The organism is Pseudomonas putida, assembly GCF_028682175.1.
In the GTDB taxonomy this organism is placed as follows: Bacteria; Pseudomonadota; Gammaproteobacteria; order Pseudomonadales; family Pseudomonadaceae; genus Aquipseudomonas; species Aquipseudomonas putida_AD.
Window position 1 is genome coordinate 1 of sequence record NZ_JANHKS010000021.1, and the last position, 15330, is coordinate 15330.

Consider the following 15330-nt stretch of genomic DNA (forward strand, 5'->3'; position numbering starts at 1 on the left):
TGTGCTCTTCCGATCTCCGGCGGGAGCGATCTTGAGGGCGCTCCCGCCGGCAAGCCGTGCTGCTACGGGACGGATGACACAATACGGGCGTGGTTCGGGCTCGGCGTTGTTACTTATCGGTCAACGCGAACTGCGTCAGGCAGAAGGTCGGGATTTCCATGTCTTGCAGGCGTTGCGAGCCGCCCAGTTCCGGCAGGTCGATGATCGCGGCTGCTTCGTGAACCTTGGCGCCCATGCGGCGGATCAGGCTGGCCGCAGCGATCAGCGTGCCGCCGGTGGCGATCAGGTCATCGAACATCACCACCGAGTCGCCGTCGCACAGGCTGTCGGCGTGCACTTCCAGAAAGGCTTCGCCGTATTCGGTCTGATAACCCTCGGCCAGCACGTCCGCTGGCAGCTTGCCTTGTTTGCGGAACAGCACCAGTGGCTTGTTCAGCTCATAGGCCACGATGGAACCCACCAGAAAGCCCCGCGCGTCCATGGCGCCGACGTGGGTGAAGTCCGAGTCGATGTAGCGTTGCACGAAGCTGTCGATTACCAGGCGCAGGGCCTTGGGCGACTGGAACAGCGGAGTGATGTCACGAAAGATGACGCCGGGCTTGGGGAAGTCCACCACAGGGCGGATCAGGGATTTGAAGCTGAATTCGTCGTAAATCATAAAAGTCCCGGGCAGACGGTTGGCACAAGGGTGCCAGTTTAAGCCCGCCCGGGATGAATCGCCATCAGCTTTCCAGCGAGCCGCCCGCCAGCGCGCACAGCGCAATAGGGTCAAGAATGTGGATTTCCTTGCCCTCGGCTGCGATCAACTGGTTCTGCTGGAAGCGGGTGAACACCCGGGAAACCGTTTCCACGGCCAGGCCCAGATAGTTGCCGATTTCATTGCGCGACATGCTCAGGCGGAACTGATTGGCCGAGAAACCCCGGGCACGGAAGCGCGCCGAGAGGTTGACCAGAAAGGTCGCGATGCGCTCGTCCGCAGTCTTTTTCGACAACAGCAGCATCATTTGTTGATCGTCGCGGATCTCCCGGCTCATGACCCGCATCAACTGGCGGCGCAACTGCGGCAATTGCACCGAGAGTTCGTCCAGATGATCGAAGGGGATTTCGCAGACCGATGTCGTCTCCAGCGCCTGGGCCGACACCGGATACGCCTCGGCGTCCATGCCGGACAAACCGACCAGTTCGCTGGGCAGATGAAAGCCTGTGAGTTGCTCTTCGCCACTGTCGCTCAGGCTGAAGGTTTTCAGGGCGCCGGAGCGCACCGCATAGACCGAATCGAAGCCGTCGCCCTGGCGAAACAGGAACTCGCCTTTTTTCAACGGGCGGCCGCGTTTGACGATTTCGTCCAGCGCATCCATGTCCTCAAGGTTCAGCGAAAGCGGGAGGCACAATGGCGCCAGACTGCAATCCTTGCAGTGAGCCTGGGTATGAGCGCGGGTTTTGACTGGCTCAGACATCGGAAAAATTCCTTGTGAAGAAACACACTTGAATCGTAAGGGTATCCCACGTGCCAATCCCCCGGCTAGCACATGCCCTCCATGGCGCGAACGTGGTTCCCACTGCGGATACAGAAATTTCCTATATCACTCTCGAAAATCTCTGACGGTTTTGCTGGCTCAGGTAGGCATCGAACACCATGCAGACAGAGCGCACCAGCAAGCGACCTGCGGGTTTCACCTGAATGCCCCGGGCGTCCAGATGGATCAGCCCGTCGCTGGCCATGCCCAGCAGTTGGGGCCACACAGCATTGAAGTAGTGACGGAAGTCGATACCGAAAGCCTGCTCGATGGAGGCGAAGTCCAGATTGAAGTGGCAGATCAACTGGGCAATCACTGCGCGGCGAATGTGATCGTCGGCGTTGCACACCAGGCCCCGGTGGATTGCCAGTTGATCGCCTGCCAGCAGGTTCTGGTACTCGGCCAGGTCACTGGTGTTCTGCGCGTACAGGTCGCCGATCTGGCTGATGGCCGACACGCCCAGGCCAATCAGGTCGCAGTGGCCATGGGTGGTGTAGCCCTGGAAATTGCGTTGCAGCGTGCCTTCCTCCTGGGCGATGGCCAGGTCATCGTCGGGCAGGGCGAAGTGGTCCATGCCGATGTAGCGGTAGCCGGCTGATGTCAGTTGGTCGATGGTGCGCTGCAGCATGTCCAGCTTGTGTTCGGCGCTGGGCAATTGCGCGGTGTCGATGCGCCGCTGGGGCATGAAGCGTTCGGGCAGGTGCGCGTAATTGAAAACCGACAGGCGATCCGGTTGCAGGGCGATCACCTCGTCCACGGTGCGGGCGAAACCTTCCGGGGTTTGCAGCGGCAGGCCATAGATCAGGTCAATGTTCACCGAACGAAATTGCAGCGTGCGTGCGGCTTCGACAATGGCGCGGGTCTCGGACAGGCTTTGCAGGCGGTTGATCGCCCGCTGCACCAGCGGGTCGAGGTCCTGCACGCCGAGGCTGACGCGGTTGAAGCCCAGTTCGCGCAACAGGCCCATGGTCGACCAGTCCGCTTCGCGAGGATCGATCTCGATGCCATAGTCGCCAGAGTGGTCATCGAGCAAATTGAAGTGCTGGCGCAGGTGGGCCATCAACTGGCGCAGTTCCACATGGCTGAGGAAGGTCGGCGTGCCGCCGCCCAGGTGCAGTTGCTCGACCGTCTGCTGGCCGTCGAGGTGGCAGGCGATCATGCGGATCTCCTGCTGTAACCGTTGCAGGTATTGCTGGGAGCGGCCGCGGTCCTTGGTGATGACCTTGTTGCAGGCGCAGTAGTAACAAATGTTGGCGCAGAACGGCACGTGCACATAGAGCGACAATGGCCGCGATTGCTTGCGGCTTTCGCGCAGTGCGTGAAGCAGGTCGAAACCGCCGATCTGATTATGGAATTGCACCGCAGTGGGGTAGGACGTGTAACGCGGCCCTGTCAGGTCATAGCGGCGGAGGAGTTCAGAATCCCAACGAAGGTCGTCGAGCATGCGGGCATTCCCGAAAAGGCTGGCGGTGCCGGCAGTTTAGGGAGTGCCCGGGCGGGTTTTATTGATCTGGATCAATGTCCGGCGGATGCCCGGTCAAACGACGCCGTTGGGTAGATCAATTGAAAATCGCGTCAGCCCCTCGCCCGATTCGCAGCGGATCGTGCCGCCATGGGCCTTGATGATCGACTGGGTGATTGCCAGCCCCAAACCCGCATGCTCGGTGCTCTCGTGGCGCGCGGGATCGGCCCGGTAGAAGCGGTCGAACAGGCGCGGCAGGGTCTCGGCGGGAATCGTCGGGCCGGTGTTTGCGATGCTGATCCGCACTTGGGCAGCGTCCGAATCCAGCCGCACCGACACCCGGCCCTGGGGCGGGGCGAAGCGCAGCGCGTTGTCCAGCAGGTTGGACAGGGCGCGCCGCAGCATGGAGCGGTCACCCAGCAGGCTGGCCTCGCCCTCGCGGCTCAGGTGCACCTGCGCGTCTTCGGCCAAGGGCAAAAAGAATTCCAGCAGTGCGTCGATTTCCTCCGCCAGTTGCAGGCGTTCGCGATGGGGGTTCAACAATCCGTGTTCGGCCTTCGCCAGGTACAGCATGTCGTTGACCATCTGCGCCATCCCTTGCAGCTCCTCCAGATTGCCCAGCAGCGCCTCTCGGTATTGCTCAAGATCGCGCGGACGGGTGAGGGTCACCTGGGTGTGGGTCAACAGGTTCGACAGAGGGGTGCGCAGTTCGTGGGCGATGTCGGCCGAGAACGCCGACAGCCGCTGAAAGGCATCGTCGAGGCGGATCAGCATGGCGTTGAACGCCTGGCTCAACTCGGCCAGCTCCGGCGGCATGTCGGTCTGGGGCAGGCGAGTGGTCAGGGAGCTGGCGGACACGCTGGCGGCCACCTCGGTCATCTGCCGCAAGGGGCGTAAACCGCTGCGTGCCGCCCAGGCGCCCAATAGCGCGGTGGCCAGCGCCGAGAGCCCGACCGTGAGCCAGATCAGCCGTTGCATGCGCTCAAGAAAATGCTGGTGATGGGTAATGTCCAGCAACAATGTCAGTTGTGGCGAATCGGGCTGCCCGGGCTGCAGGTCAAGGCTGTAGGCGCGGTAGGAAACGCCGTTGTCGCTTAGGGTGTGCAGCCCTGTGCCAAGGCTGTGGCTGGTGATGGTCTGCGGCAGGCTGTCGAACCAGACGTCGCCGTTGGGGCCGCGCACCCGCAACGCCAGGTCCGGCGAGTGGGCGAGTTCGCCGAGCAGCGCGGGTCTGTGCTCATTCAGTTGATCGACGCTGCTGGCGCCAGCCATGGCAGCGCGCAAGCCCGGCAACTTGCTGTCGAGCAACTGCTGATCCAGTTCGATGAAGTGGCTTTTGCTGGCCTGGCTGAACAACACGCCGGCGGTCAGCGAGACCACGGCGGTGCAGGCGGCGAACAGCAATGCCAGACGGTTGCCCAGTGAGATGCGCCTGAACATCAGAGACTGCGCTCTTCAAGCACATAACCCATGCCGCGCACGGTGTGGATCAGTTTGTTGGGGTATTCATCGTCGACTTTCAGGCGCAGGCGGCGAATGGCGACCTCGATCACGTTGGTGTCGCTGTCGAAATTCATGTCCCAGACCTGCGAGGCAATCAGCGACTTGGGCAGCACTTCGCCCTGACGGCGCAGCATCAGTTCCAGCAGGGCGAATTCCTTGGCGGTGAGATCGATGCGCTGGCCATTGCGCTCGACCCTGCGCCGCAGCAGGTCCAGACGCAGGTCGGCCAGTTGCAGGTGGGTCTCCTGGCTGGTGCTGCTGCCGCGCCGCAACAGGCTGCGCACCCGGGCCAGCAGTTCGGAGAAGGCGAAGGGCTTGATCAGGTAATCGTCGGCGCCCAGTTCCAGCCCGCGCACGCGGTCTTCGACGGCGTCGCGGGCGGTCAGAAACAGCACCGGGGTGTCCAGCCCTGCGCTGCGCACCGCTTGCAGGATCTGCCAGCCATCGCGACCGGGCAGCATCACGTCCAGAATCAGCAGGGCGTAGTCGCCGCTCAGTGCCAGGTGCTGGCCGGTGGTGCCATCGGCGACCAGTTCGGTGTTGAAGCCGGCTTCGCACAGCCCCTGGCGCAGGTACTGGCCGGTCTTGGCTTGATCTTCGACGATCAGTAGTTTCATGGGTGGCTCAAGGTTCGTGATCACGTGGGGCAAGGGCGCTTTATAGCGCGAGCGGGGCAGGCCGCGGCGAAGCTTACAAAGTTGTAATCTTGCGGTCAGCTGATTGCCAGTGGCCCGGGCCTATCTTAAGGTCATCGATTGTCGTTGACTGGAGAGATTCATGTTCGCTCGTTTGACCGCTGCAGCCGTGTTGTTGGGTGTGAGCCTGTCGTCGCTGGCCTCCCCCGGGGCGCATTTCGATTTCGGCCATGCCGCGAAGGCCGACCAGGCCACCCGCACGGTCGAGCTGACCCTGGGCGACATGTATTTCGAACCCAAGGCGCTGACCGTCAAGGAAGGCGAAACCGTGCATTTCGTGCTGGTCAACAAGGGCAACCTGCTGCACGAGTTCAACCTGGGCGATGCCGCGATGCACGCGGCCCACCAGCAGGAAATGCTCAAGATGGTCGCCAGTGGCATGCTGACGTCCATCGGCATGAAGCATGACGCGATGCCGGGCATGGATCACGGCGAGCACGGCATGAAACATGACGATCCGAACAGCGTGCTGGTGGAACCGGGCAAGACCGCCGAGCTGACCTGGACCTTTACCAAAGCCACCGACCTTGAGTTCGCCTGCAACATTCCCGGCCACTATCAGGCCGGAATGGTCGGCAAGATCGCTATCGACAAATGAGTCAGCGACAATCAGGCGCTGAAAGCGCGGGACAAAACCTATAGACTTGGCGGTCAGGATTTTTCGATCAGCCATTCATATCCGTTTTCAGGTCCCGCCATGCATCCCGCAGCCGAACACTCGCCGCTGGGCAAGTCCAGTGAATACATTTCCACCTACACGCCGTCTCTGCTGTTCCCGATTCCGCGCACTGCCAAGTGGGCCGAGTTGGGGCTGACCGCAGAGACGCTGCCGTATCAGGGCGTCGATTTCTGGAATTGCTACGAGCTGTCCTGGCTGCTGCCGTCGGGCAAGCCTGTGGTGGCCATTGGCGAGTTCTGCATCCCCGCCGATTCGCCGAATATCATCGAATCCAAGTCGTTCAAGCTGTACCTGAATTCGTTGAACCAGACGCCGTTCGCTTCCAGTGATGAACTGGTCGCGGTGCTGGAGAAAGATCTGTCGGCAGCGGCGGGCAAGCCGGTGGGCGTGCGGGTTCGTTCGCTCAAGGACATCGAGGCGGACGGCATCGTGGCGGTGCCGGGCGTGTGCGTCGACGAGCTGGACGTGAGCATTTCCAGCTACGACCGGCCACAGCCGGAGCTGTTGCGTTGCGACGAGTCGCGCGTGGTCGAAGAAGCGCTGCACAGCCATCTGCTCAAGTCCAACTGCCCGGTCACCAGCCAGCCTGACTGGGGCACCGTGGCGGTGGAATATCGTGGTGCAGCGCTGGATCATGCAAGCTTTCTGGCCTACATCGTCAGTTTCCGCCAGCACTCGGATTTCCACGAGCAGTGCGTGGAGCGGATCTTCATGGACCTGCAACGCCTGTTGAAGCCGGAGAAACTGACCGTGTATGCGCGTTATGTGCGCCGTGGCGGGCTGGACATCAACCCGTACCGCAGCACCGAGAAGCTGACGCTTGAGAATGGGCGCCTGGCGCGCCAGTAGAATTTGCCCATGATCGCGTAGGAGCGCGCTTGCCCGCGATGGCGCAGGGTCATTCAACCTTGCGTCGCATGACCCACCGCCATCGCGGGCAAGCGCGCTCCTACGGGGTGGTGGGGCAAGGGTCGCGGATCCGGCCCGACAGGATGATCATTCCCACGCGAAACGTGGGAACGATCAGGGCAGGGTGGTGGGGCGGTATTTACGGATCAAATCCCGATATTGCCCAACGTTTGCACAATGTTACGCAACGTGCCGGCGATGGTCGGGTGATCGACTTCGAATCGTTCCACGGCCAGGTTCACGCCGTCGGCCAGGCTGTTGTCCTGGGTGGCGGTTTCCACGGCGATCTCGGCCTGGATCTGGGCCATCAAGGCGTGCAGGTCTTCGCGTTCTGCTTCAGTCAGCGGTGGGTTCTGATCCAGTTGCTCGCGCAGGGTGTCCAGTTGTTCTTGCAGTTCGCGGGCGGGCATAGCGTGCTTCCTTCTCGAATAGTCTCAGCATGGACAACGATGCCTTGGCAAAGGTCCTTGACGTCTTAAGACTAATCCAGTCGGCGCCACCTTGCATGGTGGCAGTCGCACGCGACTCAGGGCTTTTCCGACTTCTGCCGGCGCAGCGTGATGTCGGCCAGGCACGAATCCAGCTCGCCCAGGTGATCGATCACCGAATGCGCGCCGGCGGCATACAACTCCAGCGTTGCCCGGCCGCGCAGGCGCTCGCGTTCCAGATCGCTCAACGCCTCCCATTGCGCCGGTGACAGCCCGCACAACGGGCCGGTGGAGGCGATGCCCACTGTCCACAACCCTGCGTTGAGCCCGGACATGACCAGACGCGGATCGCCGCTGACCATCACGCAGCCGTCGATCTGCGCCACGTTGAGGCTCATCAGCGCCTGCCAGCAGGCGTCCGGCGCTGGCCAGTGATTGTTCGGGCCTGGAGTCGGCTGGATCAGATCCTTGAGGGGCGCGGCCAGTTGTTCGGCGATGCTGGCGGGGTATTCTTCGATCCAGGCGCAGGGTACGCCTTGCAGCTTGAGGTTCTTCAGGGCGCTGAGGGCCCCCGGTGTCGGCGCGGCAAAAGCCTTGGCGTCGTGGGAGAGCAGGGTGGTGCCGTCCTGGTCGCGCAATGTCCGCGCCTGTGCGCCGAAATCGACGAGGCAACCACTCAGGCCGAACAGCACGGCGGTGAACGATGGGGCGGGCGCGGCGACCGGGGCGAGCATGGAATTCCCTCTCAAATGGCAATGACGCTAAGGGATTTGCATGACAGAGAGATGACGGGATCGTGACTTTGTCAGCGGATGTTTTGACGCCTGTGCAAATGTGTCGGTTTTCAGCGACGTAAAACGTTACAGAAGGCTTTATACTCTCGCCTTTGGTTCGGGGGCGTAGCGCCCGCTTCATCACTTTTGACTGGGAGTCTCAGCTATGCCCGTGACCGGTGCAGGCTTTATCAATCGTCTGGCGTTAACCTGTTTGTGGGCCGGCCTGGCCGTGGTGCCGATGGCCGCTCAGGCAGCCGACGAAGATCCATGGGAAAGCGTCAACCGCCCGATCTTCCGCTTCAACGACACCGTCGATACCTACGCGCTCAAGCCGATCGCCCAGGGTTACCAGTTCATCACCCCGCAGTTTCTGCAGGACGGCATCCACAACATGTTCCGCAACGTCGGTGAGGTGACCAACTTCGCCAACGACGTGCTGCAGGCCAAGCCTGAGGCGGCGGGTGTCGATACCGCGCGCCTGATCCTCAACACCACCTTCGGCCTGCTGGGCTTCTTCGACGTGGGCACCAAGATGGGCCTGCAACGCAACGACGAAGACTTCGGCCAGACCCTGGGCAAGTGGGGCGTGCCGAGCGGCCCGTTCGTGATGCTGCCGCTGCTGGGCCCAAGCACCGTGCGTGACGGGCTCGCCAAGTACCCGGACACCTACACCCAGCCGTACCGCTACATCGATCACGTGCCGACCCGTAACACTGCATTTGGCGTGAGTGTGGTCGATACCCGTGCAAGCCTGTTGTCGGCCGAGAAGCTGATCAACGGCGACAAGTACATCTTCATCCGCAATGCCTACCTGCAGAACCGCGAATTCAAGGTCAAGGACGGCCACGTCGTCGACGACTTCTGATTGGTCCACGCATCATTGCGATACAAAAAAAGGCGACCTTCGGGCCGCCTTTTTTCTTCTGGGAATTTGCTGAAACTGTGATCTGGTTCCGATGTGCCATCACTTCATGGTGAGGATGGTCAGCCCCAGTTTCTGTTCGTCACCTTCGATATCGGCTACCCATACCACCTCGGTATCGGCTTCCAGGCCCTTGAGGGCGGCGTGGTCGGATTCGATTCGCACGCTGATCCTGTCACCCACCCGAAACGAGCGCGGCGCCTGTATCTGCATGCCAGTGCTGGATAAATCCACGCAAACGGCGGGGATGATCTGGCCGGCGTAGATCAGGCTGATGTCCGCGTCGACGCGCATGCGGATGTAGTCTCGTTTCTCGGCATAGTCACGATCAATCTGGCCCATGGGCTCATCCTTCGTTTTTGTTGCTGATTTAGCGGTTCTTATAACTCCGGGCGATTTGCGATGTAAAGACGCCCACCGACCACTGGAGCACGCTTGAAACGCCCGGCGGATGGGAGTACCGTCTGCGCCTTGAAGGGCACCTCTGACAAGTGAAGCGTTTGACCAAAAGTCCGCTACCGTTTCCAGAGAGGCTAGAAGCGAATCCAGTACACGGCCTGACAACCTCCGACCGCGTACGCCAACCTGATCTGGCGCCGTTTGCCCACATGCAAAAAACCAGTGCCACGCTGCTGATTATCGATGACGACGAAGTAGTGCGCGCGAGTCTCGCGGCCTATTTGGAAGACAGTGGGTTCAGCGTCCTGCAAGCCAGCAATGCGCTGCAGGGTCTACAGACCTTCGAGCAAAAAAAGCCTGATCTGCTGATCTGCGACCTGCGCATGCCTCAGGTGGGCGGTCTGGAGCTGATACGTCAGGTGACCAGCCTTGCCCCGGAAACCCCGGTAATCGTGGTGTCCGGTGCAGGCGTCATGAGCGATGCCGTCGAGGCGTTGCGCCTGGGTGCGGCCGACTACCTGATCAAGCCCCTCGAAGACCTGGCAGTGCTCGAGCACTCGGTTCGCCGTGCGCTGGACCGTGCGCGGCTGCTGCAGGAAAACAAGCTGTACCGGCAGAAACTCGAGACCGCCAACCGCGAACTCGAAGCCAGCCTGCATCTTCTTCAGGAAGACCAGGACGCCGGTCGTCAGGTGCAGATGAACATGCTGCCGACCAGCCCCTGGGCCATCGACTCGTTCGAGTTCGAACACGAGATCATCCCCTCGCTCTACCTGTCGGGGGATTTCGTCGACTACTTCCGCGTCGACGAGCGCCGCGTGGCGTTCTATCTGGCGGATGTGTCTGGCCATGGTGCGTCGTCGGCGTTCATCACCGTGCTGCTCAAGTTCATGACCACGCGGCTGCTGTTCGAGTCCAAGCGTGGCGGCATGTTGCCCGAATTCAAGCCTTCGGACGTGCTGGGCCACATCAACCGTGGCCTCATCAGCTGCAAGCTGGGCAAGCACGTGACGATGGTCGGCGGCGTGATCGACGAACAATCCGGCAAGCTGACCTACAGCGTGGGCGGGCACCTGCCGTTGCCGGTGCTGTACACCCCGGCCGAAACCCGCTATCTGGAAGGCCGCGGCCTGCCGGTCGGGCTGTTCAACGAGGCGACGTACACGGACCACGTGCTGGACCTGCCTGAGTCCTTTAGTCTGACGTTATTGTCTGATGGCATTCTGGACCTGTTGCCAGGTGATACACTCAAAGAGAAAGAAGCCAACTTGCCCGAACTGGTCAAGTCGGCGGGCGGCAGCCTGGATGGCCTGCGTGATAAATTTGGATTGGCCACACTCGGGGAGATGCCGGATGATATCGCCTTGTTGGTGTTGAGCAGGAACCTTTGATGAGTACCGGTAGAATCCAGTTTGCCGAGCAAGATGGCACCTTTGTCCTGAAATTCGTGGGTGAAGTGCGCCTGACGCTATGCTCGGCGTTGGATGCGACGATTGAGCGGATCTTCACCTCGATGAATTTTTCGACCGTGGTGATCGATCTGACCGAGACCCGCAGCATTGACAGCACAACCCTTGGCCTGCTGGCCAAGCTTTCCATTCTGTCCCGTCAGAAGGCGGGGCTGTTGCCGACCGTCGTGACCACCCACGAAGACATCACGCGCCTGTTGCAGTCGATGGGCTTCGATCAGGTGTTCAACATCGTTGGCCGACCGATTCCCCGTCCCGAGTCGCTGTGTGACCTGCCATCGCAGGACCAGTGCGAGGACGTGGTCAAGGCCAAGGTGCTGGAAGCCCACAAGATCCTGATGGGGCTCAACGATTCCAATCGCGAGGCATTCCGCGATCTGGTCAATGCGTTGGAACACCAGTAAGCCCGAAGCCTGAACCGAATCCGGCAGTAACGACGATCCCGGCCACAAAGTTATTCCTGTGGGAGCGGGCTCGCCCGCGAATGCGTCCTGTCTGACGCATCGGAGTTTCCTGACCCACCGCCTTCGCGGGCAAGCCCGCTCCCACAGGGACGTAGCAAGCCCTCAGACAGACCAGCAAGCCATAAAAAAGGGCAGCCCCCGAAGGAGCTGCCCTCTTTGTGCTTCAGGGCCTGCCGATCACGCCTTGGCGCGCAGCAATGCCTCAAGCTTTTCCTGGTCGCGTGCGAACTGACGAATACCTTCGGCCAGTTTTTCGGTCGCCATCGCGTCTTCGTTCGAGGCCCAGCGGAACTGGGCTTCGTTCAGCGTCTGGCGTGGCTCGCCCGGATTGCCTGGCTTGAGCTTCTGCACCAGGGTGCCGGTGTCTTCGGACAGCTTCTGCAGCAGGTCAGGGCTGATGGTCAGGCGATCGCAACCGGCCAGTTCTTCGATCTGGCTCAGGTTGCGGAAGCTGGCACCCATGACCACGGTCTTGTAGTCATTGGCCTTGTAGTAGTTGTAGATGCGGGTCACGGACTTCACGCCCGGATCTTCAGCACCGACGTAATCCTTGCCCTCGGCTTTCTTGTACCAGTCATAGATCCGGCCCACGAACGGCGAGATCAGGAACACGCCCGCGTCGGCACAGGCCTGCGCCTGGGCGAAGGAGAACAGCAGGGTCAGGTTGCACTGGATGCCTTTCTTTTCCAGCTGCTCGGCGGCACGGATGCCTTCCCAGGTGGAGGCCAGCTTGATCAGGATGCGGTCGCGGCCGATGCCGGCCTTGTCGTACAGGTCAACCAGACGCTCGGCGCGTTCGATGCAGGCGTTGGTGTCGAAGGAAATACGCGCGTCCACTTCGGTGGAAACACGGCCCGGCACCACCTTGAGAATTTCCTGGCCGATGGCCACGGCGAAACGGTCGCTGGCAAGGCCGATGTCACCCTTGGCGCCGCTGAAGGCTTCCTTCAGGCGCTCGGCATTGCTGTCGCTGGACGCAGCCTTGAGCAGCAGGGAAGGGTTGGTGGTGGCATCGACCGGCTTGAGCTTTTCGATGGCAGCGAAATCGCCGGTATCGGCAACGACGGTGGTGATCTTTTTGAGTTGTTCCAGCTTGGAAGTCATGAGCGTGCTCTGTCCTGTGGGTCTGATGACATTACCCGAGCACCGCCAGTCACTCAAGGGTATAAACCGCATCAAGGAGGCTGATTCAGAGGCCTGCGTTTGCGCAAACAGCAGACTTGCCCGTTCAGTCACGCGCCCTGCGAAACACGATCGTGAACGGATCAGCCAGGGTTGATGAGTTTTGATTGCCGAGGAGGGCGGATACTCGATCCAGACAGGTTGGAGCCTGTATCCGGCCAGTGGTTCCCGGCGGCTGGAACCGGACTCTCGCGTCACTGGTGTACCAACGCCGTAGTCAATGGCTTACACGCGCTGACGCGAACTCGCTCTATGAACTGTAACAATGGAGCGGTACATTGGATCCATCAACTGAAGCCAAGGATGCGCTTCGACGATCAGGACGATCAGCCATGGCGCGGAGCGCTACCGACAGGATGTTGGAATGGTGTTGAACTGAAAAACGACCCGCTTCGGCGGGTTTTTTTATGCCCGCCCGCCAGGCCCTGCGAACTGGTAAACTGTGCGGCCATTACGCTTGTCCGATCGCCCCCATGTTGCCGACCACCACCTCTGTTGCTGCAAGCCAGACCTTTGAGCCTTCCCGGCGTTTTTCCGTTGCCCCGATGATGGACTGGACTGACCGCCATTGCCGGTTCTTCCTGCGCCTGCTGTCGAAAAATGCCTTGCTGTACACGGAAATGGTCACCACCGGCGCCTTGCTGCACGGTGACAGCGAGCGGTTCCTGCGCCATGACCAGAGCGAACATCCGCTGGCGCTGCAGCTGGGCGGCAGCAACCCGGCGGACCTGGCCGCCAGCGCGCGGCTGGCAGAGGCGGCGGGGTATGACGAGGTCAACCTCAACGTCGGCTGCCCAAGCGACCGGGTGCAGTACAACATGATCGGCGCGGTATTGATGGGCCATCCGCAACTGGTGGCCGACTGCGTCAAGGCCATGCGCGACGCCGTGTCGATCCCGGTCACGGTCAAGCACCGCATCGGCATCAATGGCCGCGACAGCTACGAGCAGCTCTGCGAATTCGTCGGCACCGTGCGCGAAGCGGGCTGCACCAGCTTCACAGTGCACGCCCGCATCGCCATCCTCGAAGGCCTGTCGCCCAAGGAAAACCGCGAGATCCCGCCGCTGCGCTACGACGTCGCTGCACGCCTGAAACAGGATTTCCCCGATCTGGAATTCATCCTCAACGGCGGCATCAAGACCCTTGAACAATGCCGTGAGCACTTGCAAACCTTCGACGGCGTGATGCTCGGCCGCGAGGCGTACCACAACCCCTACGTGCTGGCCGAAGTCGACCGCGAACTGTTCGGCAGCACCGCCCCCCAGATTACCCGCGCCCAGGCCCTGGCGCAGCTACGCCCCTACGTCGAAGCCCACCTGCGCGACGGCGGCGCCATGCACCACATCACCCGCCACGTCCTGGGCCTGGGCACCGGCTTCCCCGGCGCCCGCAAATTCCGCCAGTTGCTCTCGGTGGACATCCACAAGACCGACGATCCGCTGGGCTTGCTGGACAAGGCAGGGGAGTTGCTGGAGGGGCGGTGAGGGCGGAAGGAGCCTGCGGTCACTCCTGACGGTCGGTCCGATCCATCATTGGGCTGACGGCGTCACCTTCGGCCACATTGCTCACCATTTGTGCCGTGGCCTTTGCCGGGTATGGAAAACGCCCAGGATCTGCAGGCGGTTGTTGTGTACACGATACGGAATCAGGTAAGGCCAATCGGGGACAACCCATTCTCGTGTGTTCTTTACCCTGCCGACCCGTCCCAAGGCCGGGAAGATGGCCAGCCGGTCGACGCTTGCGAAGATCGCGTCTGAAAAGTCGTCAGCTGCCTGAGGACTTTCAAGGGCCAGGTAATCGGATTCGTCCTCCAGATTTTTAAGGGCTTTTTCAAGCCACTCAACCTGCATCCTTGTTCCTGCGTCGTGCGCGGACAGCGGCTACCTGTTCATAGGTGGCGAACTTTCCGTCATCGGCCTCTTTAACTGCCAGTTCGATCTGACCGGCCAGCGTCGTTTCGTACTCGATGTATTCGCGCAGGATATCCAGGGCGAGGTAGCTCGCACTCTGTCCGTGGTTCTTGGCCAACGCAGTGAGGGAGTCAGACAGATCTTCCGGCAGGTTCAAGGATATCTCGGTCATGGGCACCTCGGTTGGTGGGGCTGGGACGGCACCTATCTTACACCCACCGATACCTAGTGGAGCGGGCAGGTTGTCGCGTTCTGTGTCGAGAGCAACGTTCGACAGTCATCAAGGATCAAGCCCCCGCATCACCCGCCCCACTTTGGCCTGTATCTCATACGCCGGTGCTTCGACCTCGTTGAAGTCCTGGGTATAGCGCTGGGCGAAGCCGTTGACGCCCCATTCCTGGTATTGCTGCACGTGCTTGAGTTCGTGGGCCCAGAGGGAGACGTTGTTTTCGGCATCCTGGGCGGTGCGGAAGACGATGATGTCGATCAGGGTGACGGCGCCGATGTCGGGGTTTTGCAGCATGGTGCGGGCGGCGCTGAGCTCGCCGTCGTCGCCGACCTTGTAGAGCGCGGCGTCGAGTACGCTGGGCGGGTACCAGCGCAGCAGTTTTTCGCGAATGCCTTCGGGTATCGGCTGGGTCAGGCCGCTGGCGGCTTCGGCGCGGGACTGGGTCAGCCACAGGGCAAGGGCCGGGCCGGCGATCTGGGTGACGTCGGTGGGCATGCCGCTGCCCAGCACCTGGCCGATGTCCGGCAGGCAGAAGCAGCCGTTGAGGCAGATGAGTTTTTCGCCGGTGGGGCAGGAGGTCGGGTCGGCGTGGGCGCTCGCGGTGAGGCAGGTCAGGAGCAGGGCGAGCAGGTGGCGGCGCATGGATGATTCCGGCGGAGGATTGCTGCATAGCCTAGCTGGTTGCACGCGATTTCCGTAGCAGCACGGCTTGCCGGCGGGAGGGGTGGATCAGTCAGCGATGTGTTGCCTGACACGACGCCCCCGCCGGCAAGCCGTGCTGCTACG

General features: G+C 61.5%; 18 protein-coding genes. 6 read left to right on the forward strand and 12 right to left on the reverse strand.

Annotation, left to right across the window (positions count from 1 at the left end):
• Window positions 1–109 precede the first annotated feature (109 nt).
• From NPS29_RS15835 to NPS29_RS15855, 5 genes are all read right to left on the reverse strand, one after another.
• Window positions 110–658, reverse strand: a complete 549-nt coding sequence (locus NPS29_RS15835; protein WP_274133675.1) for an adenine phosphoribosyltransferase — start codon at window positions 656–658, stop codon at window positions 110–112.
• A 64-nt stretch (window positions 659–722) separates the two neighbouring features.
• Window positions 723–1457: a fumarate/nitrate reduction transcriptional regulator Fnr gene (fnr, locus tag NPS29_RS15840; protein WP_274133676.1), complete on the reverse strand. Its 735-nt coding sequence runs from the start codon at window positions 1455–1457 to the stop codon at window positions 723–725.
• Between the two features lie 121 nt (window positions 1458–1578).
• Window positions 1579–2961 carry an oxygen-independent coproporphyrinogen III oxidase gene (gene hemN, locus NPS29_RS15845; protein ID WP_274133677.1) on the reverse strand — a complete coding sequence of 461 codons (1383 nt, stop codon included), beginning with the start codon at window positions 2959–2961 and terminating at the stop codon, window positions 1579–1581.
• Window positions 2962–3054: 93 nt separating this feature from the next.
• The gene (locus NPS29_RS15850; protein ID WP_274133678.1) at window positions 3055–4419 is read right to left on the reverse strand and encodes a heavy metal sensor histidine kinase; all 1365 of its coding nucleotides are present in this window, start codon (window positions 4417–4419) and stop codon (window positions 3055–3057) included.
• The gene (locus NPS29_RS15855; protein WP_274133679.1) at window positions 4419–5099 is read right to left on the reverse strand and encodes a heavy metal response regulator transcription factor; all 681 of its coding nucleotides are present in this window, start codon (window positions 5097–5099) and stop codon (window positions 4419–4421) included. The genes NPS29_RS15850 and NPS29_RS15855 overlap by 1 nt, the downstream gene beginning before the upstream one ends.
• Window positions 5100–5259: 160 nt before the next feature.
• Here NPS29_RS15855 and NPS29_RS15860 point away from each other — a divergent pair, with 160 nt between their 5' ends.
• Window positions 5260–5775 carry a cupredoxin domain-containing protein gene (locus NPS29_RS15860; protein ID WP_274133680.1) on the forward strand — a complete coding sequence of 172 codons (516 nt, stop codon included), beginning with the start codon at window positions 5260–5262 and terminating at the stop codon, window positions 5773–5775.
• Window positions 5776–5874: 99 nt separating this feature from the next.
• Complete coding sequence (queF, locus tag NPS29_RS15865) at window positions 5875–6705, forward strand: NADPH-dependent 7-cyano-7-deazaguanine reductase QueF (protein WP_274133681.1); 831 nt, start codon at window positions 5875–5877, stop codon at window positions 6703–6705.
• 206 nt (window positions 6706–6911) lie between these two features.
• Here the strand turns inward: queF and NPS29_RS15870 are convergent, their stop codons facing one another.
• Together NPS29_RS15870 and NPS29_RS15875 are read right to left on the reverse strand one after the other, a co-directional pair.
• Window positions 6912–7175 carry a DUF4404 family protein gene (locus NPS29_RS15870; RefSeq protein ID WP_274133682.1) on the reverse strand — a complete coding sequence of 88 codons (264 nt, stop codon included), beginning with the start codon at window positions 7173–7175 and terminating at the stop codon, window positions 6912–6914.
• 116 nt (window positions 7176–7291) lie between these two features.
• Entirely contained in the window at window positions 7292–7927 is a 636-nt protein-coding gene (locus tag NPS29_RS15875) for an HAD family phosphatase (RefSeq protein WP_274133683.1), read from the reverse strand.
• Between the two features lie 205 nt (window positions 7928–8132).
• On the opposite strand from NPS29_RS15875, the gene NPS29_RS15880 reads away from it, so the two are divergent.
• Window positions 8133–8834, forward strand: a complete 702-nt coding sequence (locus NPS29_RS15880) for an MlaA family lipoprotein (protein ID WP_274133684.1) — start codon at window positions 8133–8135, stop codon at window positions 8832–8834.
• Window positions 8835–8933: 99 nt separating this feature from the next.
• Here NPS29_RS15880 and NPS29_RS15885 read toward each other — a convergent pair whose 3' ends face one another.
• Window positions 8934–9233 (reverse strand): PilZ domain-containing protein, encoded by a 300-nt coding sequence (locus NPS29_RS15885; RefSeq protein WP_274133685.1) that lies wholly within the window; start codon window positions 9231–9233, stop codon window positions 8934–8936.
• A gap of 266 nt (window positions 9234–9499) precedes the next feature.
• Between NPS29_RS15885 and rssB the strand changes: the two genes are divergently transcribed.
• Both rssB and rssC read left to right on the forward strand, forming a co-directional pair.
• A complete protein-coding gene (gene rssB / locus NPS29_RS15890) occupies window positions 9500–10681 on the forward strand; it encodes a two-component system response regulator RssB (protein ID WP_274133686.1) in 1182 nt (393 codons plus the stop codon).
• Window positions 10681–11163 (forward strand): anti-sigma factor antagonist RssC, encoded by a 483-nt coding sequence (gene rssC / locus NPS29_RS15895; protein WP_081569474.1) that lies wholly within the window; start codon window positions 10681–10683, stop codon window positions 11161–11163. Before rssB ends, rssC begins: the two co-directional genes overlap by 1 nt.
• 237 nt (window positions 11164–11400) lie before the next feature.
• Here rssC and tal read toward each other — a convergent pair whose 3' ends face one another.
• Window positions 11401–12327: a transaldolase gene (gene tal / locus NPS29_RS15900; RefSeq protein WP_274133687.1), complete on the reverse strand. Its 927-nt coding sequence runs from the start codon at window positions 12325–12327 to the stop codon at window positions 11401–11403.
• Window positions 12328–12878: 551 nt separating this feature from the next.
• On the opposite strand from tal, the gene dusA reads away from it, so the two are divergent.
• Window positions 12879–13889: a tRNA dihydrouridine(20/20a) synthase DusA gene (gene dusA / locus NPS29_RS15905; RefSeq protein WP_274133688.1), complete on the forward strand. Its 1011-nt coding sequence runs from the start codon at window positions 12879–12881 to the stop codon at window positions 13887–13889.
• Window positions 13890–13970: 81 nt separating this feature from the next.
• Here dusA and NPS29_RS15910 read toward each other — a convergent pair whose 3' ends face one another.
• The 3 genes from NPS29_RS15910 to NPS29_RS15920 form a co-directional block, all read right to left on the reverse strand.
• A complete protein-coding gene (locus tag NPS29_RS15910; RefSeq protein WP_274133689.1) occupies window positions 13971–14255 on the reverse strand; it encodes a type II toxin-antitoxin system RelE/ParE family toxin in 285 nt (94 codons plus the stop codon).
• Window positions 14245–14487 (reverse strand): CopG family ribbon-helix-helix protein, encoded by a 243-nt coding sequence (locus tag NPS29_RS15915; RefSeq protein ID WP_274133690.1) that lies wholly within the window; start codon window positions 14485–14487, stop codon window positions 14245–14247. Before NPS29_RS15915 ends, NPS29_RS15910 begins: the two co-directional genes overlap by 11 nt.
• 108 nt (window positions 14488–14595) lie before the next feature.
• Window positions 14596–15186, reverse strand: coding sequence for a DUF4157 domain-containing protein (locus NPS29_RS15920; protein WP_274133691.1), 591 nt, complete (start codon window positions 15184–15186; stop codon window positions 14596–14598).
• Window positions 15187–15330 lie beyond the last annotated feature (144 nt).

Coding starts and splice junctions, on each gene's coding strand:
- NPS29_RS15835 (WP_274133675.1), bottom strand. CDS start 658: ATGATTTACGACGAATTCAGCTTCAAATCCCTGATCCGCCCTGTGGTG.
- fnr (WP_274133676.1), bottom strand. CDS start 1,457: ATGTCTGAGCCAGTCAAAACCCGCGCTCATACCCAGGCTCACTGCAAG.
- hemN (WP_274133677.1), bottom strand. CDS start 2,961: ATGCTCGACGACCTTCGTTGGGATTCTGAACTCCTCCGCCGCTATGAC.
- NPS29_RS15850 (WP_274133678.1), bottom strand. CDS start 4,419: ATGTTCAGGCGCATCTCACTGGGCAACCGTCTGGCATTGCTGTTCGCC.
- NPS29_RS15855 (WP_274133679.1), bottom strand. CDS start 5,099: ATGAAACTACTGATCGTCGAAGATCAAGCCAAGACCGGCCAGTACCTG.
- NPS29_RS15860 (WP_274133680.1), top strand. CDS start 5,260: ATGTTCGCTCGTTTGACCGCTGCAGCCGTGTTGTTGGGTGTGAGCCTG.
- queF (WP_274133681.1), top strand. CDS start 5,875: ATGCATCCCGCAGCCGAACACTCGCCGCTGGGCAAGTCCAGTGAATAC.
- NPS29_RS15870 (WP_274133682.1), bottom strand. CDS start 7,175: ATGCCCGCCCGCGAACTGCAAGAACAACTGGACACCCTGCGCGAGCAA.
- NPS29_RS15875 (WP_274133683.1), bottom strand. CDS start 7,927: ATGCTCGCCCCGGTCGCCGCGCCCGCCCCATCGTTCACCGCCGTGCTG.
- NPS29_RS15880 (WP_274133684.1), top strand. CDS start 8,133: ATGCCCGTGACCGGTGCAGGCTTTATCAATCGTCTGGCGTTAACCTGT.
- NPS29_RS15885 (WP_274133685.1), bottom strand. CDS start 9,233: ATGGGCCAGATTGATCGTGACTATGCCGAGAAACGAGACTACATCCGC.
- rssB (WP_274133686.1), top strand. CDS start 9,500: ATGCAAAAAACCAGTGCCACGCTGCTGATTATCGATGACGACGAAGTA.
- rssC (WP_081569474.1), top strand. CDS start 10,681: ATGAGTACCGGTAGAATCCAGTTTGCCGAGCAAGATGGCACCTTTGTC.
- tal (WP_274133687.1), bottom strand. CDS start 12,327: ATGACTTCCAAGCTGGAACAACTCAAAAAGATCACCACCGTCGTTGCC.
- dusA (WP_274133688.1), top strand. CDS start 12,879: ATGTTGCCGACCACCACCTCTGTTGCTGCAAGCCAGACCTTTGAGCCT.
- NPS29_RS15910 (WP_274133689.1), bottom strand. CDS start 14,255: ATGCAGGTTGAGTGGCTTGAAAAAGCCCTTAAAAATCTGGAGGACGAA.
- NPS29_RS15915 (WP_274133690.1), bottom strand. CDS start 14,487: ATGACCGAGATATCCTTGAACCTGCCGGAAGATCTGTCTGACTCCCTC.
- NPS29_RS15920 (WP_274133691.1), bottom strand. CDS start 15,186: ATGCGCCGCCACCTGCTCGCCCTGCTCCTGACCTGCCTCACCGCGAGC.